General features: G+C 59.2%; 15 protein-coding genes. 5 read left to right on the plus strand and 10 right to left on the minus strand.

Features of this window, described 5'->3' with window-relative positions:
• Positions 1-8: 8 nt before the first annotated feature.
• From FHS09_RS19455 to FHS09_RS19490, 8 genes are all read right to left on the minus strand, one after another.
• Positions 9-1424 carry a CIS tube protein gene (locus tag FHS09_RS19455; RefSeq protein ID WP_183463029.1) on the minus strand — a complete coding sequence of 472 codons (1416 nt, stop codon included), beginning with the start codon at positions 1422-1424 and terminating at the stop codon, positions 9-11.
• A 43-nt stretch (positions 1425-1467) separates the two neighbouring features.
• Positions 1468-2025, minus strand: coding sequence for a phage tail protein (locus FHS09_RS19460; RefSeq protein ID WP_183463031.1), 558 nt, complete (start codon positions 2023-2025; stop codon positions 1468-1470).
• A 3-nt stretch (positions 2026-2028) separates the two neighbouring features.
• Positions 2029-4068 carry a phage tail sheath family protein gene (locus FHS09_RS19465; RefSeq protein WP_183463032.1) on the minus strand — a complete coding sequence of 680 codons (2040 nt, stop codon included), beginning with the start codon at positions 4066-4068 and terminating at the stop codon, positions 2029-2031.
• A 25-nt stretch (positions 4069-4093) separates the two neighbouring features.
• A complete protein-coding gene (locus FHS09_RS19470) occupies positions 4094-4543 on the minus strand; it encodes a phage tail protein (RefSeq protein ID WP_183463034.1) in 450 nt (149 codons plus the stop codon).
• A gap of 53 nt (positions 4544-4596) precedes the next feature.
• On the minus strand, positions 4597-6492 hold the full coding sequence (locus tag FHS09_RS19475) for a phage tail sheath subtilisin-like domain-containing protein (RefSeq protein ID WP_183463036.1): 1896 nt from the start codon (positions 6490-6492) through the stop codon (positions 4597-4599).
• Positions 6493-6720: 228 nt separating this feature from the next.
• Positions 6721-7584 carry a hypothetical protein gene (locus FHS09_RS19480; RefSeq protein ID WP_183463038.1) on the minus strand — a complete coding sequence of 288 codons (864 nt, stop codon included), beginning with the start codon at positions 7582-7584 and terminating at the stop codon, positions 6721-6723.
• Positions 7581-8177 (minus strand): Pvc16 family protein, encoded by a 597-nt coding sequence (locus tag FHS09_RS19485; RefSeq protein ID WP_183463040.1) that lies wholly within the window; start codon positions 8175-8177, stop codon positions 7581-7583. Before FHS09_RS19485 ends, FHS09_RS19480 begins: the two co-directional genes overlap by 4 nt.
• A 38-nt stretch (positions 8178-8215) precedes the next feature.
• Positions 8216-8452: a hypothetical protein gene (locus FHS09_RS19490; protein ID WP_183463042.1), complete on the minus strand. Its 237-nt coding sequence runs from the start codon at positions 8450-8452 to the stop codon at positions 8216-8218.
• 219 nt (positions 8453-8671) lie between these two features.
• On the opposite strand from FHS09_RS19490, the gene FHS09_RS19495 reads away from it, so the two are divergent.
• The 3 genes from FHS09_RS19495 to FHS09_RS19505 all read left to right on the plus strand — a co-directional run bounded on the left by FHS09_RS19495 (position 8672) and on the right by FHS09_RS19505 (position 11121).
• Positions 8672-8959, plus strand: a complete 288-nt coding sequence (locus FHS09_RS19495) for a hypothetical protein (RefSeq protein ID WP_183463044.1) — start codon at positions 8672-8674, stop codon at positions 8957-8959.
• A 386-nt stretch (positions 8960-9345) separates the two neighbouring features.
• On the plus strand, positions 9346-10521 hold the full coding sequence (locus FHS09_RS19500; protein WP_221192143.1) for a sigma 54-interacting transcriptional regulator: 1176 nt from the start codon (positions 9346-9348) through the stop codon (positions 10519-10521).
• A 60-nt stretch (positions 10522-10581) separates the two neighbouring features.
• Positions 10582-11121, plus strand: coding sequence for a glycoside hydrolase family 108 protein (locus tag FHS09_RS19505; RefSeq protein ID WP_183463045.1), 540 nt, complete (start codon positions 10582-10584; stop codon positions 11119-11121).
• Positions 11122-11157: 36 nt separating this feature from the next.
• On the opposite strand, the gene FHS09_RS19510 is transcribed toward FHS09_RS19505, so the two are convergent.
• Positions 11158-12207, minus strand: coding sequence for a LacI family DNA-binding transcriptional regulator (locus tag FHS09_RS19510; RefSeq protein WP_183463047.1), 1050 nt, complete (start codon positions 12205-12207; stop codon positions 11158-11160).
• Between the two features lie 94 nt (positions 12208-12301).
• Positions 12302-13567 (minus strand): MFS transporter, encoded by a 1266-nt coding sequence (locus FHS09_RS19515; RefSeq protein ID WP_183463049.1) that lies wholly within the window; start codon positions 13565-13567, stop codon positions 12302-12304.
• A gap of 418 nt (positions 13568-13985) precedes the next feature.
• Between FHS09_RS19515 and FHS09_RS19520 the strand changes: the two genes are divergently transcribed.
• Positions 13986-16328 carry a glycoside hydrolase family 65 protein gene (locus tag FHS09_RS19520; protein WP_183463050.1) on the plus strand — a complete coding sequence of 781 codons (2343 nt, stop codon included), beginning with the start codon at positions 13986-13988 and terminating at the stop codon, positions 16326-16328.
• Positions 16325-17008 (plus strand): beta-phosphoglucomutase, encoded by a 684-nt coding sequence (gene pgmB, locus FHS09_RS19525; RefSeq protein ID WP_183463052.1) that lies wholly within the window; start codon positions 16325-16327, stop codon positions 17006-17008. The genes FHS09_RS19520 and pgmB overlap by 4 nt, the downstream gene beginning before the upstream one ends.
• Positions 17009-17198: the final 190 nt, after the last annotated feature.

Genomic DNA, 17198 nt, shown 5'->3' on the forward strand with positions numbered 1-17198 from the left:
CTTTCTCCTCAATGGCAACCGCAGGGTTTGTGCAGCTGGCCGCAGACACCGCGGCGGCGGTCCGACTCTGCCCCGTCCGCCAGGGAGCGCGCACTTTCCCTTTTTGGCAGAGCTTCCCAGGGCGGAGTGGTTTTCTGTTTGCGGAATTGCGGACCGGCATCACCGCCGCCAGCCCGGCCGCTCGGGCCGCACACTGTGATCTCCTCCTGCGACAGCGCGGTGGGGTACAGGGCGCGCAGAGGTACACCGTAGCCGTAGCTGGTGCTGCGCGGATCGGCCTTCGGGGACCAGGGCAACTGCACAGCGCCCCCCGCCGGTACTGCCGATGACCTAGTGCGGGAAAGTGGTGTGCGGGATATCGCCGGCCCCATTTGCACCAACTGGATGTCGGCGGTAGGGGAAATCGCGAAACCAAAAGCGCTTTGCGCGGCTCCGGCGGCACTTGCGGTCTCGCGGATTTTCAGCGTTTCAACTGCGGACTGGATTCCGCCGGCGGCGGAGATGGCAAGTCCGGCGCTGTCGCCATCAATTTTCTTGCCGGTGGATTTGCCCGCGGCTTCTCCGCCGGTGGTGCCGACCGAGACGCCGGCTCCTGCGGAAAATACCGCGCTGGCGCCGATGCCCAGGGAAGCCTCCAGGGAGACGCCCGCCTTCGCCAGCACCCCGACGGAAACGCCCACCCCAAGGCCGGCACTCAGGCTTGCACTAAAACCCACTTCTATTCCCGCCTCCAGGCTCAGCCCCGCACTGAGATCGACACTGAGACCGCGCCAGGCGGAAGGGTCCAGCCCCTGCCGGGCAAGAAACTCCGGCGCGGTTTCACCGTCGAGGGCGGTATCTGTACGCTCGTTGGCGTCACCGCTGTTATTGTCTTCATTGGTACCGCTGCCTGGCGCTGCTGCACTGTTGTCACCGGTGCCCGCGGGCTCTGAACCCGAGGAGTTCCTCTCGTCGGGGTTTACATAGGTATATTTCGGGTCCTGCTCTTTGATACTGAGAGAGACCTTTGCGCGCAGCGGGGCACCGTTTGCGGCAAAATGGTCAAATTCGATATCCACACTTTCCACGACACCGGTGATAATCAACTGGTCCCACTGGAATTGCAGCAGCGGTGGCGCGTCGGAGGTGTTTTCCTTGGGCAGCACATATTTCTCGACGATGGCGGTTCTCGTGCGCACGGAAACCGGTGCTTCGTCAGTGCCCTCGTCGGCGGTGTCGAACACCAGGTCCATAGACAGGCTGGTGGAGCTGGAGCCGTTGTGCTGGCGCCGCTGACGGCCGCGGGAGCGCCCGCCGTCGGTCTGGTTCTGCAGGCGTAGCTTGAGTGACTCCGGATTGAATTGCACAGGCACAGCCTCACCTTCGGGAGTCTGGTGTTCATCAGCTCTGACTTCCTGCAATTTTGCTTTTATCAGTTCACCCATAGTCCCCCCTGATTCCCTCGCCCGTTAGCAGGCCCCCACACATTCAACTTTCCAAAAGGCGCAGACCCTGGTGGGCGATATGCAATTCCTCAATGGCGATATCGCCGCTCTTCGCATTCAGTTGCGGGCCGGCGATTTTCGCCGGCAGGCCGCGCTCGAAAACCCATGTAGCCAGGGTTTCCCCGTCCGGCTCTCCCCTCGGGTCGAGTACCTCGATTATTCCGTCGTAGCGGGGCACCGGGCGTTTCCCGGAAACCACCTTCTGTATCCACTGCCAGAGTTCCCGCTGTACCCGGTTTTCCTCTCCGTAGAACATGCCGCGCTTGAGGACGATATTGGTGTATTTGGCGCGCCCCACCCTTTGGATTACGCCGTCGTTACGCCCTCCCTCCAGGTATTCCTGGACATCCATGGAAACTTCCAGGCCGGAACACTCCTGAAACCCGCCATCGCCGAGTAGGTTCTCGTCGGAGGTTCCCTCACCGGGTGGAGCCAGCGAATCATTCGGCCCTGTTGTACTGCCGGCCTCGATCTCCGCGGCCTTGAGCAGCGATATACGAAACTGGAAATTGCCAAGCAGCCTGGGAAATCCTTCCGCCATTGACTAGGCCTCCACTGCCAGGGTGCCATCGCCATCGTGGACGATGCGCAATACGATAAATTCCAGGGGTTCCGCCGGTGCCACACCGATCTCCACTATCAGCTGGCCTGCATCCAGCACCCGCCGGTTGTTCAACTGTCCGTCGCAGCGCACGAAAAATGCCTGTTCCTCGCTGGCCCCCTTGAAGGCGCCGGCGATATACAGCTGTCGCAAAAAAATGTTGAGCAGATGTCGGATGCGCGACCAGAGCCGGCGATTGTTGGGCTCGAAGACCACCCACTGCATCTGCCGGCGGAGCACCCGCTGTAGCATGGTCATCAGCCGGCGCACGGATAGCTGCCGGTAGTCGGCATCGCGACTGAGAGTTCTCGCCGCGGAGAGCCAGATTCCGTCCCGCCGCGGCAGGAAAATATTGATCCCCAATGGATGTAATTGATCGTGGCGCTGCGGGGATATTTTTTCGTCGACGCTCACCACACTGCGCGCGAGGGCGTTGGCGGGCCCATGGGGAACGCCGAATGTGAGTTCCTGGCGGGCGATAATGCCGGCGGCCACCGCTGCCGGGTTGATGGAGATCAGCCTGTCGCGACCGTCATCCAGGTTGGAAATTTTCAGCCAGGGATAGTAGGCGGCACTGAAATCGCTGCTGAAGTGAACACGCCAGGCGATAATCTCGCTCTGGCTGATACCGGGCGGAACGTCCAGCAGTACCACAAAATGGCGCAGGGTCTGAGCGAGATCCACCAGCGCCCTCTGCAAATCGATGATCTGCTCCAGGTCTTCCGGCAGCTTCGGGTCCAGCAGCAACCCGGGCAGGTTGTGTTGTACCTGTTGCATTGGCTCCGGCGCGAGCGGCAGATTCACACAGGGGGCGAATTCGGCACCGGCCAGGGACACTACCGGTTCTTCCGGCAGGATTTCCGACAGCGGCTCCGCCACATAGAGATCCGGCACCACAGCCAGGGACAGATCCCGCAAGTGAGTCAGCGCGCAAATGCCGTCACCGGGCTGCGGATTGCCACGCACCCAGCGGGGATCGAAAAAGTCCCCGTGGACAATATCCTCGTAGCGATCGAAACCACCGGCGAACAGAATCGGGTTTTCCACCAGTACCCGGTAGCAGTCCCTGGGTATCCCGTACGTTTCGGCGGGAGTGAGCGTGGCGTCCAGCCATCCCTCTTCCGGGTTCACCAACCCGGATTCCCGGTAGAGCACATTGGCCAGCCAGCGCGGGTGCTCCGGTGCCAGGCCGAGGTGGTCGAATTCCTCCCGCAGGCCGCGCCCGTCTTCCAGCACCAGCTTCGCCTCCACCACCTCCGCCAGCAATGGCACGTCGCCGGCGGCACTGTTCAGCAGCAGAAGGGTTTCCCTGCCCGTGCTCTGCGCCAAACCACGTTCACCGCGGCGCACCACAAAACGAAACTCATATTGGGGGGATCCGCCCCCATTCGGAATTGTGAGCCGCAGCAGACTCCCTGCCGGGCAATGCTCATCGGCGCCAATTCTCAGTTCAGACGTGCTGCTACCCGGTTCCAGCACCAGCGGCCGGACCTGATAGCCCAGTGCCGCACGCAATTGATTGCCCCAACTTCCCTCGTTTTTCGCCGCCAGGGTAACCGTCCCACTGGAGGAAATCAGGCCGGGAATTTCTGCGCGTGCCATCGCGTGCAGATTTTCCGCATCTCCGTATTCGTGCACGATGCGTACGATATAGGCGCGGCGACCGCCCTGTTCGAAAAAACTCGCCACCGCATACGGGAGGCGTCCGGGACCCTCGAAGCCTCCGAACTGGCGCCGGTAGTCATCCCAACTCTGCACAGCCACCGCCACGGAGCGCCGGCGAGCACGATTTACTTCCACGTAGGCGCGGTCCTGCGAACTGGCTTCCGGCTCCACCGGAACGCGACAGGGTCCCCGCGGGGCCACGCCGAGAAAGGCGCAGACATCCATGCGCTCCGCACCCAGGGTACGGCGCTCTTCGTCCGACGCCCGGTAGAGATTGGGCGCTCCGAATACGGTGCCTTGTGTCAGTGCAAATGCCATAGGATTATCCGGGAAGAGCTGTCACCTACTTGTAGGTGCATTCCTCGCAAACCAGGCTCAGTTCTTCCATCGCCACTTCGCCTCCTCCCTTGGCGGCGAGGGTGGGCCCGGTCCATTTTTTCGGCTGGGCGTTGCGTAGCTCCCAGGAAGCGACGGCATTGCGCGCTTCGTCCAACAGGGTGATGGTGACCAGCCGCGGCTCGTGAGCACCGTCACCGACATTCTTCAGCCACTCGAACAGCTCCAGACTACCCACCAGACCGCGTTTCAAAGTGATATCGTCACTCTTGTAGGTATTGGGTACCTTGCGCACTGTGTTGAAAGGCTCATTGCCATTCCGGTATTCGGAGTAATTCACTTCCCTTCCCAAGCCGCTGCAATCGGAAAAGCCGCCAACGGTTTCCGATTCGGTACCATTACCCAGGGACACAATAAAATTGAAGGCGCCGTAGGGGTTGTCTCTGTAGGTTGCCATCTCGCTTTCCTCGTTGATCCGTTGGCGGAAATATCAAAGTTCTCTCTATCCTGTTAAGTTCGCGCATCGCTGGTCCACTGCCCGATACGGAAAATCACGAACTCCGCGGGCTTCACAGGCGCTATACCAATCAGGCAGATAAGGCGGCCGTTGTCGAGGTCGTTCTGGGTCATGGTGGTGCGGTCACAACGCACGAAATAAGCCTCCTCCGGCTTGCCGCCCAGCAGGGCGCCATCGCGCCAGAGCACCAGCAGGAAATCCTCAATGGTGCGGCGGATGTTGTCCCAGAGACGCTGGTTGTTGGGTTCGAACACCGCCCACTGGCTACCCTTATCAATGGAGTGCTCCACGTAGTTGAACAGGCGGCGCACATTGACGTATTTCCATTCCGGATCGGAACTCATGGTGCGTGCACCCCAGACGCGGTAGCCACGCCCCTCGAAAAAACGCAGGGCGTTGATCCCTTCGGGGTTGATCACTTCATTGCGCGGGGTGTTGATATTGACTTCGAACTGGGTGAGGCCGCGCACCACCTCATTGGCCGGTGCTTTATGCACACCGCGGTTAATATCGCTGCGCGCATAGATACCGGTGACAAATCCAGAGGGCGGCAGCAGGATCTGCCGCGGCGGAGTACCCTGGGAAAAGCGCTCGTTGGGATCGAAAATCTTGATCCAGGGGTAGTAGAGGGCCGCGTACTTGCTGTCGAACTGTCCGCGGAAATCCCGTATTTCGTTCAGGGAGCTGCCCACCGGTCCGTCCACCACCGCGATACGATAGCGCATGCGGGTGGCGTGGGTCACCAGCGCCTGGGCGGCCACACGGGATACGGTGGCGCCGCCCAGGTCGCCGGAGTCGGGCATGGCGACGATGGAGATATCGTCGATTTCGGCCAGGGCCTCCAGGCCGGTGGCCTTGATTTCGATATTGTCCGGATCGGCGGCATTCCCTGCGAAATTATCGGGACCAGGCATTTCGCCATCGTGTCCGCCGGTGAGGCGACCGTTGGTGTTGCCTTGCAGGGCAACCATCAGTAGGGCGGGTAAAAATGGCAGTTCTGCGGCGGGAGCCCCGGATGTGGTCGGATCCCAATCCAGGTAGACCGGAGCATCCTGATCCTCAGGGTCATCCTTTTGCAGGATGCGGCCGATATAGCGTTTCTGCGCCGGCGATGCCGCCAGCTCCAGATACTCCTCCACCCGATCGCTGCCAACGGTGACCTGCACGCGCATCTCCACCAGTTGAATCACATCATCGGTGGTGATCGCAGGCGTCGCGCCGGTGGAGTCGATAAAGCTCTGGCGGCCTTCGGAATCCAGAGCGACTACGCGCAGGTTGGCGGGAATGAGGAGGTCATTGCCGTCGGGCACGGGAATATTCGGGTCGGTGGCGGCGCCGGCAATCACCTCCACCACCGCACCGGCCTTTGCCCGCTGGGCCTGTACCCCAAATTCCGGATGGCTGTAGGCGAGGTTCTTGCTGCGAACCACCTCGGTGCGCACGAACACATTGCCCAGCGCCCCAGGCCAGCGGGCAGTCCAGGTGGCATTGATATCACTGACGTTAATACTGTGGCTGGCTACACCCCAGGCCGGGGCACCGGTACCCGCGCGGGGAACGAATATACGGGAGACGTACAGTCGCTTGCCGCCGTTTTCAAAAAATGCCCGCGCGGCGTGCGCCAGGTAGGGCAACCGTTCCTCTCCTGGGGCGGCAGCGCCGACGGAGATCTCCCGCAGACCGCCATAAACCCGCTCGAATTCCGTAAAACTTGTGATCAGCCGCGGTTCGCAACTGGACGGCCCCTGGATATCGGCGTCCCGATAGCAGACGGGCCCCCAGCGGGTAAGGCCGACAAAACCGGTGGTGCTGGTGGGTACACCTTCGATGGACTTGGAGCGAAAGCTCACTTCCTCTACAAATACGCCGGGTGCTAGATACTCAGGCATGGTGACTTATCTCCTTTGCATAATCGGTTCTTGCTAGCACCCTGGCTGACTGCCTGTTGCAGTGGCGCTATTTGGTAGCTCGGTTTTCTGAAGAGCATCTCTAAAATGACTATTCCGGCCCTTACCGTAGGGTGCGCCGTGCGCACCAGAGCTGCGCGGGTTCCAGATCCGCCCGGTGCGCACGGCACACCCTACGTCGCTATTTACAGAGATGCCTTGTTGGGAAAATCAGGGCATAACAAAATCAAAATCCGCCTCATCCCTTCCGGTCAGCACCCGACCGACGACGAACTGCACTGCGCGCACCGTCGATAGCGCTGTGACATAACCCGGAGGCACCGACTCGCCGTTGCTGACATTGTCGGCAACATTGAAAGGCGGCAGTTCTTCCAGCGGCAAATCCCACAAGGAGTCCAGCTCCGGCAGTGCCGGTGAAGGGGGGACCGGGGGTGCTGCCGGGCCGGCGATGGAAACCTCTATGTCCAGTGTCGAGTTCAGTTCACTGCCCGGTACCGCATCCGGAGACAGCAGCAGCAGGAATTCGCCGCGGTCGTCACCGCGGGTGCGAGCGACGGTCGCACCGCCATCGGGCAGACGGGCCTCGACAAAAGCCCAGCGCATGGGTTCGCCGTCGCGCACCACACGTCCGCGCAGGCCGGTGGCGCAGGAGGAATGGTAGTAGGCCGCTCCCGGAAACAGGGTGATGGTGCGCACCCTGCCCTCTAAATAATCGGTCGACTCCGCCGCTTCAATAGCTTCCACCTCTGCCAGAGTGCGCAGGGGCACCCGCAACCGCCGGGGAATATAGCGGCGGCCATAGTCGTGGATACGCACGTCCACCTGCTCTCGAATAGTTGGGAAATAACTCAATGAGTAGCGTCCGGAACTGCTGCGCATGAAACCGTGTACCGCGACGCCCAGCTGGGAAAAATCATATCGGTTTCTCGGCAGCGGCGTTCGGTGGGGAGATTGCCATTCGACTTCCACTCGCACAGGATAGGCAAGTTCCGCCTCCCGCTCAGCATCGACAAAATCCAGCCCGAGGGCCAGACGCCTGCTGCGGAAATCGTATTCAAGATTCTCAATACTCACGCGCCACGCACCTCTGGTGTGGTTCCCGAGGTGGTGGTGGACACGCGCGGGGCCAGGTCGTCGCGCAGGCCGTGGATAACCGCGATACGCGCCACATAAGGGATGCTCAGTTTGTAGTCCAGGGGCAGTGAGTCGAAGGTGCGCATCACATCCTCAGTGGACAGGTCTTCCAGGCATACTTGAATGGACTCGTTGGGAGCCCATGGCGTGATCGGATCGAGAGTGGGTCCGGAGAATATGGGCGTGTCCTCCAGGCTCTGCATGGCACGGCCGATAATACGATGCTCGTGATCAGCGTTTTCCCCCCAGGGAATAATCAGGTAGTGCAGATCCAATGGCAGGTGGCTGTGTCCGTCGTAGGCGGAAGCCGCCGACCAGGCACCGCGCATCACCTTGTTGAAATCCACCCGGTACAAAAATACGGAGAGTGAGGGCAAAGTAATTAGAGCCGAATTTTCCGGGTCCAGGTCCCTGGTGCGCAGCAGGCGTACGGGTGTATTGCGGCCGGCGATTGGCTGCAGTTCCCGAAAACTCAAGTCGAGAAAACGGACGATACTGCTGCTCACTGCGGCGATACTGTTGAAATCTGCCATTTATTTTCCTGTACATCTCTATCGCTGTTATTGCCCTATTATTCGGCCTGATCGTTTTTCTTCGTCGCCGCGCTGTAGACAACCGATCCATCCGGCAGCGTCCTGCTTTCCACAACGCCGATCCGGCACAGGTAATCCACCGCGTGCTCCACCTGCTGGCGCCCTTCATAGAGGCGCTGGCGTAATAACCACCAGTGAGTGATTCCCTCCAGGGTATCCGCCGCCCTTCCGCGCTGGCGCATATAGCGGGCAATTTCCTCAGCAACAGAATCCATTTCCCGCTCTGTTTGATCGCCGATGTCTGGCACAGTAGTCCTTTATGTGGCTGCTTCCTGAATCGCCTCCAACCAAGGCGTCCGGTTTTATGGGCTTTGCAAACGTCTGTCGTCTGTCACAGCCTCCGTGTTCTCCATGATCTAGAGCAATCCCTGTGCCATATCCCAACAGGTGGCTAACTTATTGATCTTTATGGGATTCCAGTGAAGGACTCTGAGATGTGGGTCAATGGCGACCCGGTTTTTGCAGGAAAAAGCTTTTCCTGGTGGGTCAAAAAGAACGCGATGGGTCAACTCTTACTGCAATATCCATCACAACTGTTTATGGCCCTACAAAAGTCATACTTTTCCCATCTGCGCCAATCACATGAAAGAGATAACAAGCTGGCATCTTTTCCTTTTGGCAGAAGAAAATTCCTCTTGATTTATCGATTATCTGGGCGTAGCGTTACTACCCACATTGGTCCCCATAAGCCATCAGGATGTGTAATGGTTTTCACGGAATAACAACGATAAATATCTCCGTGTAAGCGGAGTGTAATTGAGCTGTTACAGGAAGACATCCACCATCGAAAATCCATTTCTGAACAATTGTCACAATTGTCTAGCAGGCGGACTCTTCCAAAGTAAATAATTGACAATGGATTGGGAAATCACCAGGGGCCCAGGCAATGGATTCGCTTTTTATATTCTCTTTTCCCGGGGTTAGGGATACCGTCTTTCTACCGCTGCTTACCGACTATCCTGCATGCCGGTATCTGATTACATCATCTGGCCTGTCGGACCCGAACGGAAAACCCGTTTGTGACACACTCCATGAGAATTCTCCTTCCGGAATAAATATTTTTTTTCTCGACTCAGAAAGCGCAGGCAGCGCTTCCTACCGGGATCAAGTGACCCGCCATCTTCGCCGCAAGGGTATCAATCTCTGTCTTGTAGATGGTGATCCACTTCACCTGGAGACAGAGTTTCTCAGCCAGTTCCACGACTTTATTGTCTGGCCCTGTTGCAAGGAGGAATTTCGGGCCCGCATTGATCGCTACAGATTCCCCAAGTACAACACGCCATCGCCAAAAGATAGGGAAATTCTCAGCCGGCTTTTTGAAATGAACCTGATTGGTAGGTCGGAACCTTTCCTGCATACCGCCAGGCTGATCCAAAAAGTCTCCCAGTGCGATGCTCCTTTATTGATCCGCGGGGAAACGGGAACCGGCAAGGAGAATGCCGCCCGTGCGGCTCATTACCTGGGCAGCCGTGCCGATTGTGGATTTATCCCTATCAACTGTGGCGCCATTCCCGATGAACTGCTGGAGAGCGAACTGTTCGGCTACCAGAGAGGAGCCTTTACCGACGCCAAGTCCAGTAAAAAAGGACTCGTGGAGATTGCCGAGGGCGGCACCCTATTCCTGGATGAGATCGACAGCCTCAGCCTCAAATCCCAGGCGGCTTTACTGCGTTTCCTGCAATCCCTGGAATATCGGCCACTGGGCGCGGAAGCCTGCCGCCGCGCAGACGTGCGCGTTATCGCCGCCACCAATGCCGACCTGTCCAGGCGCGTTGCAGAGCAAACCTTTCGCGAAGACTTATATTTCCGCATCAATGTGCTGAATATCACCATGCCGCCCCTTCGGGAACGCGACCGGGATATCTGCCTGATCGCGGAGCAGCTGATCAACCGGTTTAACCAGGAGCACCGGGTTTCCCCAAAGCGCCTGTCTCCAGCAGCCCTGCGCTGGCTTCAGGAACAGCCCTGGCCGGGTAATGTTCGCGAAATGGAAAATTACCTGCTGCGGGAATTTCTGCTGGTGGAAGGTAATATCATCCATCTCGGCGACTGCGATAACATTGCGGAATACCCGCCCTCGGAACCGGAAGCCGTATCCGAACTTCCCAACTTCCAGACCGCCAAGGCCTATGCCATCCGCGAGTTCGAGAAAAGCTACCTGTGTGACCTGCTTCAGCTTGCCCGCGGCAACGTCAGCCAGGCCGCCAGAATCTCCGGCAAGGAGCGGCGGGCGCTGGGGAAGTTAATCAAGAAGCATTCCATAGATAAGGCTGTGTACAGCTGAATTATAAAGTCATACTACAACCAGCTTCTCTACTATATACACGATATGCGAGGGAAAAAAATGCCAAATATCGAACAGATGATCGACGATATCCTTCGCCGGGAAGGAGACTTTGTCGATCACCCGGCGGATCGCGGCGGGCCGACCAAATACGGTATCACCCAGAAAACCCTGTCCGCCTATCTGGGCCATGCGGCGTTGCGCCAGGAAGTGGAATCCCTCAGCGAGGAAGTGGCCAGGGAAATTTATCGGCGTAACTACTATATCGCTCCAAAAATCGATCAACTCCCACTATCCGTACAGCCGTTTGTCTTCGATTGCGCGGTCAACCACGGGCCGCAGCGGGCGATAAAATTCGTACAGAATGTCTGCAACCGGGCGGGATACCAACCTCCACTTTCCATGGATGGAGTCATGGGCCCGAATACAAAACGGGGCGCTGAGTGGACGGAGGAGCAGAAGGGAGAAACATTTCTCAAGGCCCTGCTGGAGGAACGCAGGGACTTCTACCGCCTGATCGTACAGACAAACCCATCGCAACAAGTATTTCTCAACGGCTGGATGAACCGGGTTGAGGAGTTTGAACAGGAGATTGTCTGATGGGCTGGCGGCATTCGCACATTAGATAACAACAGGTCAGGCCGACGGCTGGTAACCCGGATCGGCACCGCAGGAGGCGCGCTGCACCAGCTCTGTGGGCAACACCTCCGACTCGGCCTTGCGCCCGCCCACCAGCTTCATCACCTTGTCCACCAGCAATTCACCGCCGCGGTGGATGTCCTGGCGCACGGTGGTCAGGGGCGGGGTGTAGAAGGGGGCAATGGGGACATCGTCGAACCCCACCACCGCCACATCCGTCGGCACGCGAAGCCCCCCGGCCTGCAGCGCCTTGATGGCGCCCATGGCGATATTGTCGCCGGCGGCGAAGATGGCATCGAAATCGGGAGCGTCTTTCTGGAGTAAATCCATCACGCACTGGTAGCCGGATTCGCTGGAGAAGGCCACGTCGAGATGCCGCTCCCCGCTTTCCAGACCGGCATCCTTCAGCGCTGCCCGGTAGCCCCGATAACGGGCCTCGATTTCCGGGTGGGCAATATCGCCGAGAAAAATGATTTTGCGGCGCCCGAGCCCGACAAGGTGCTCGGTGGCCTGACGCCCCCCCATCACATTGTCACTGCTGACAATACAGTAATCGGCGCCTGGCTTTTGGGTTCCTCCCCAGACGACCAGCGGATCGCCGAGTCGATGGAGTTCGCGCAGCGGGCTGTCGTCGATGCCCTGCCCGATCACGATCACTCCGTCGGCACGGCGGGAGCCCAGCAGGTAGGAGTGCCAGTCGGCACTGGTGACGATACTGCTGGAGAACAGCAGGTCGTATTTGTGCCGTGCCAGTTCGTCGGCAATGGCACCGATCATATCGATCATAAAAGGATCGGAAAAAGACTGGCCGCCCCCCTCCCCGGTATTGATCACTACCGAGATGGTGTGGCTGCGCTTCAGGCGCAGGTTGCGTGCGCTCTCATTGACCTTGTAGTTCATGGAGCGGGCGATTTTCTGGATGCGCTCGCGGGTTTTTTCGTTGATCAGCGGGCTGTTGTTGAGGGCCCGGGAAACCGTGGACTCCGAGACTCCCGCCAGGCGCGCTATATCGGACATGGACACGGGCGTGGGGGAATCTTTGGGCATAGAAACTTCACTTTGGAAATTGACAGGCCCGCCATCTTAGGCGGGCTGCAATCGTTTGTAAAACCGCCGCGAAGTTATCCACCCCACAAATAGCTCAGTGCCCGGGCGAAGCCGCCGCACCGGCAAAATCCGTTCGCCCGTCACGCTCCACCGCGCGCCGGAAAAAGAACAGGGTGCACAGGATCACCCCGATAGGCACCAGGGACAGGTAGAAAGCAAAGCGGCCGTCGAAGGCCTCGAATACCGAACCGGTGATCAGCGAGCCGGTGGTGCCGCCCAGGGCGGAGAAGATCACCAGCAGGCCGGTCATCGCCGAGTGCTGGTGCCTGGGCAGCGAGCTCAGCATCACCGAATTGATCGCCGGATAAATGGGGGCCATAAACAGGCCGATCAGCGGCAGGATAAACGCCGCCGCCGGGGCGTTGAACCAGTTGATATCCGGGTTGGCCCGAACACCTTCCGCCAGCGGCAGCGCCACCAGAACCAGCGCCGCCATAGCCAGCAGGCACCCATTCAGCACCGGATACCAGTGCCACCGGCGCATCACCGCGCCGGCACCCAGGCGACCGGCGGCCAGGCCCGCGGCGAAAATACTGGTGGCCTGCACACTCATGGCCGCGGGCAGTTTGAGAATTTCGTTATTAAAGGTGGGCAGCCAGGTGCCTATGCCCTGCTCTACCAGCACATATAAAAAGGCGGAGACGATGTAAATACACACCAGCGGCCTGGCCACCAGGCGAAGCATGTCAAAAAATTCCCGCGCCGGACTCTCGCCCTCCACACGGGTGCCGGACTCATCCATTCGGGTGGTCCAGAGCAGCAGGAAAGCCAACGCACAGATACCCGCCAGGGCCCAGTAGACCTTGAGCCAGCCCGTGGACGCCGGATCGGAGGAATCGATAAAAGCACCGAACAGCCAATAGCCACCGAGCACTCCCACCATAAATACCCCTTCCAGGGTGTTCACCATGCCCGCGTGTTCCTTGCCATCCCGCGCCAGCAGGCCAATGGAGGAATAGACGGATACCTTGACCAGCGCGAAGGAAATTCCCACGGCCAGAAACAGCAGTTTAGTGGTCCAGAAACCGGGCAGCAGCGGCATGCACAGGCAGGCGGCGGTGACGATTCCCAGGCCTGTGAGCATCGCGTTCCTGAACCCGTAGCGCGGCAGTTGCGAGGCCACCAGGAAGGACACCAGGCCGATGGGAATATCCTTGAATCCCTCCAATACGCTGGCCGCGGACTTGCTCACCTGATAGGTGTTGATCACCTGCAGAATCACCGTGCCGACACTGTTGAGCAGGATGGCGAAGACCAGGTAGATGGCGAAAAGGGAGAACAGGATGCGCTGATTGTTCATAGCGGATTTCTTATTTTGTCTGCGGCTCCGCCCTGGCAGGACGCGCCAACCCGTTATTGTATATTTTTCGACCAAAATAGAAAAATGGCTCGAAAACCCCGGCGGATAATGCACCGGCAGAGGGCAACAGTATGGCGCAGGCATCGCTATGCTGCAATCGTTTGCATCCAGAAGGCTGTAGAGACACCCAAAACATGCTCCAGCTTTGCTGAAGCGAGTATCGGACATCTATTAAATATACTTAAAAATCAATAAGTTATAAAACATTTAGTCAAAATTCAGTAGAACCTTCAGCTTTCGAAATCATAAAATTGCAATCGATTGCAAATCAAACCGCAAAAACGCTACACTGGCAACAGCCGCACCGCTGCCACCCGGCGGTGGTGCTCATCCGATCCGTCCACTCCGAGCCTGCGGTATGAAACAACAAGAAGTCCCCAATCCCTGGGAACTGGTGGAGAGCGAATTCCACCCACAAAACTACAGCCTCAATGCCACCCTCTTCTCCCTGGGCAACGGCTTTATCGGCCTGCGCGGTACCTTTGAGGAAGGCTTCGATCCCGAGCCCTTCGCCGATGGCTGCTATCTCAACGGTGTTTACGCCAGCGAGCTCATTACCTATGGCGAGCGCGCGTACGGCTATGCCAGACACAACCAGCGGATGCTCAGCGTGCCCGACGGCAAGCAGATCCGCCTCTCTATCGACGGCGAACGTTTTTCCCTTGCAGAGGGCGAACTGCTCAGCTTCGAACGCCGCCTGGATATGGCCGCGGGGATACTGGAAAGAAATCTGGTGTGGCGATCACCCGCCGGAAAAACCCTCGAATTGCACAGCCGCCGGCTGGTTTCCCTGGTGGAGAAACATCTCTGTGTTCTGCACTACCGGGTTACGCCGCTGGATTTCGACGGCGAAGTGCGCCTGATCTCCGCGCTGGACTCGGGCCTGGTGCAAATGAAAAAAAGCGACGACCCGCGCCTGGCCTCCCCTATCGACCGCAGGGATATCCGCACACTGGAATCCACCGCCGAGGGTGGGCATCTGGCACTTAGGCAGAAAGTGCTCAGCAGCGACTTCACTATCGCCTCCGGCGTCTTACACCGCATCGACTGCGACGGTGCCTGCGAGCAATCTTCGCAACAGGGCAAAGAGCGTGCAGCTGTCGAATACCGCTGTATGGCGCGTCGCGGACAATCGATACAGTTCACCAAATACCTGGCCTACTTCGCCGAGCAGAACCGGGGCCTGCCGGACCCGGCGCAGCTGCGCGACTATCTGGAAAACTGCGCTACCCGGAGTTTCGACGACTACGCCGAATTGCAGCGTCGGGAACTGGACAGCTTCTGGTCCGCCTCGGACGTGGAGGTGCGCGGCAACAAGGCGCTGCAACAGGGAATGCGCTTTAACCTCTTCCACCTCTTCCAGTCCCTGGGCCGCGATAGCCGCACCAATATCGCCGCCAAGGGCCTCTCCGGCGACGGCTACGAGGGGCATTATTTCTGGGACACGGAAATCTATATCCTGCCCTTTTTTCTCTATACCCAACCGCAACTGGCGCGCGGGCTGCTGGAATACCGCCACTCGATTCTCGACGCCGCTCGGGCGCGGGCGCGGGAGCTGGCAATTAAAAAAGGCGCCCTCTTTCCCTGGCGCACCATCGGCGGCGAGGAGTGCTCCGCCTACTATCCGGCCGGCACCGCGCAATTCCATATCAACGCGGATATCGCCTACGCGGTGCGCCACTACTGCCGCGTCACCGGCGATACAGACTTCCTGCGCGACAAGGGTACGGAGATCGTATTGGAGGGCGCGCGGCTATGGCTGGAGATCGGCCACTACAACCCGCGCCGCGACAATCGCTTCTGCATCTGCGAAGTCACCGGACCGGATGAATACACGGCGCTGGTGGACAACAACTTCTACACCAACCTGATGGCCCGCGCGCATCTGGATTACGCCTGCGAGGTCCACGACTGGCTGCGGGCACAGGAACCGCAGGCCTTCGTCGAACTGGCGCGGCGCATACAACTGGAACCGGAAGAACGGGCAGCCTGGCGCCGCGCCGCGGACGCCATTAACCTGCCGGAAGACAAAGCCCTGGGCATCCACCCCCAGGACGACAGCTTCCTGAACAAACCGAAATGGGATTTCGCCAACACCCCGGCGGACCACTATCCCCTGCTGCTGCACTACCATCCGCTAGTGATCTACCGCCACCAGGTGTGCAAGCAGGCGGACGTATTACTGGGCATGTTTCTGCAGAGCAGCGAGTTCACCGCTGAGCAGAAGCGCCGCAATTTCGACTTCTACGAACCGCGCACCACACACGACTCCACCCTGTCCGCCTGCATTCACAGCATTGTCGCCAGCGAAGTGGGATACCCGGAAAAAGCCCTGAATTATTTCCGGCAGGTGGCGCGCATGGACATGGATAACCACCACAACAACACCCAGCACGGCGTGCACACCGCCTGTATGGGCGGCACCTGGCTGTGCATGGTGCAGGGATTTGCCGGTATGCGCACGCAAGACAAGCAGCTGAGTTTCAACCCTTACGTTCCCGAGGGGCTGGAGGGCTACCGCTTCCGCATCCAGTTCCGCGGGCGCACCCTGGAGCTGGATGCCGGTACCGACCGCACCAGCTACACCCTGATCAGCGGCGATCCCGTCACCATCCATCACGGCGAGGAGATTCTCCGACTCAGTGAGCCGGGGCAGCCGCTCGTCTGCAAACGGGAATCCGCTGAGGTGTACGCCCAATGAATTTCCGCGCGGCCATTTTCGACCTGGACGGCGTGATCGCCGATACCGCCCGCTTACATCTGCAGGCCTGGCGCCAGCTGGCAGACGAACTGCAACTGCCCTGGACGGCGGATTCCGAGGAAAAGTTAAAAGGCCTGGAGCGCATGACTTCTCTCGAAGTGATTCTGCGCGGGCGGAGTGTCGCGTTCAGTGAAGAGGAAAAAGTCGCACTGACCGAGTACAAAAATCATCGCTACCGAGAGTTGATCAAAAGCCTGACCCCGGCGGACCTGCTGCCGGGCGCTGGGGAGTTGCTGCACTGGCTGCGCGCCAGGCGCATTCCCATCGGCTTGGCCTCCGCCAGTAAAAACGCTCCGGCGGTATTGCAGGCACTGGAAATCGCTGACTGCTTTACCGTGATTGCGGACCCGACCAAGACGGCCCCAAAACCGGCACCGGATATTTTCCTGGCCGCGGCCCGGGAGCTAGCGGTGGAACCGGGCCAATGCCTTGCGTTCGAGGACGCCGCCGCGGGCGTGGCGGCGATCAGGGCCGCGGGGATGACGGCGGTGGGCGTTGGTGATAAGTGGGCCTTGCGGGGGGCGGATTATCTGTTGGCGGGGCTGGATAGATTTGAGCCCGAAGAGTTTTTCCGGCAGACACTTCCTAACCCCGATACTCGTACCTCCCCCACCCTGTAGGAGCGGCCGTTGGCCGCGATCGGACTGTGCTACGTAGTGAGATTGTTCGCGGCCAACGGCCGCTCCTACATAGGCTGGTGACTTTGATTGAATTTACCCTGTAGTTGCATAAAAAAAGCACGTTATCCTGCAAAAATACCGAGATTTGCAGTCTCAAACGTGTCTTTCAGATAAGGTCCTGGATCTCACT

It is taken from the genome of Microbulbifer rhizosphaerae, from assembly GCF_014191725.1.
GTDB classification, from domain to species: Bacteria; Pseudomonadota; Gammaproteobacteria; order Pseudomonadales; family Cellvibrionaceae; genus Microbulbifer; species Microbulbifer rhizosphaerae.